Source organism: Mesorhizobium sp. M7A.F.Ca.ET.027.03.2.1 (genome assembly GCF_003999175.1).
Lineage (GTDB): Bacteria > Pseudomonadota > Alphaproteobacteria > Rhizobiales > Rhizobiaceae > Mesorhizobium.
Genome location: NZ_RZOM01001967.1, coordinates 1 through 392, shown reverse-complemented (window position 1 = coordinate 392; position 392 = coordinate 1). Strand labels below are relative to the sequence as shown.

Genomic DNA, 392 nt, shown 5'->3' with positions numbered 1-392 from the left:
AATCAGGCGTTCCTGATTTCGACCGGCAATCATGACGTTGATCGGGACGCGCGCCGTAGCCGCCAGGTCAAGGACGATGCGACCTGCAAACATGCCAGTACCGGTGATCAGGAGATCAACCTTCATTTTGAAACCGGTGGCTGATACAAGCACTATCCCAGCGTTCGTGAGACGCCTCGACGAGGCGAGATTTTTGCACACGTTGGCTGGGCGTTTTCGGAAATTCGGAGACAACAGAAATGTAACGTGGCCGCTGGAACGGTGCGAGCCTGGGCAACAACCAGGTGTAAAGCTGCCCGGGATCGATAGTCGCATCCAGGCGGGGGCGAACGAAAAGGTGAATGTCGGACTCGCCGATTTCAGCCGGCACGCCTGCCATGGCACTTTCCCTG

Annotated in this window: 1 pseudogene; it reads right to left on the bottom strand. The window is 57.1% G+C overall.

Annotated elements, in window-relative coordinates:
- Positions 1–115 precede the first annotated feature (115 nt).
- A pseudogene (locus EN750_RS39010) lies at positions 116–392 on the bottom strand (hypothetical protein); the annotation flags it as partial.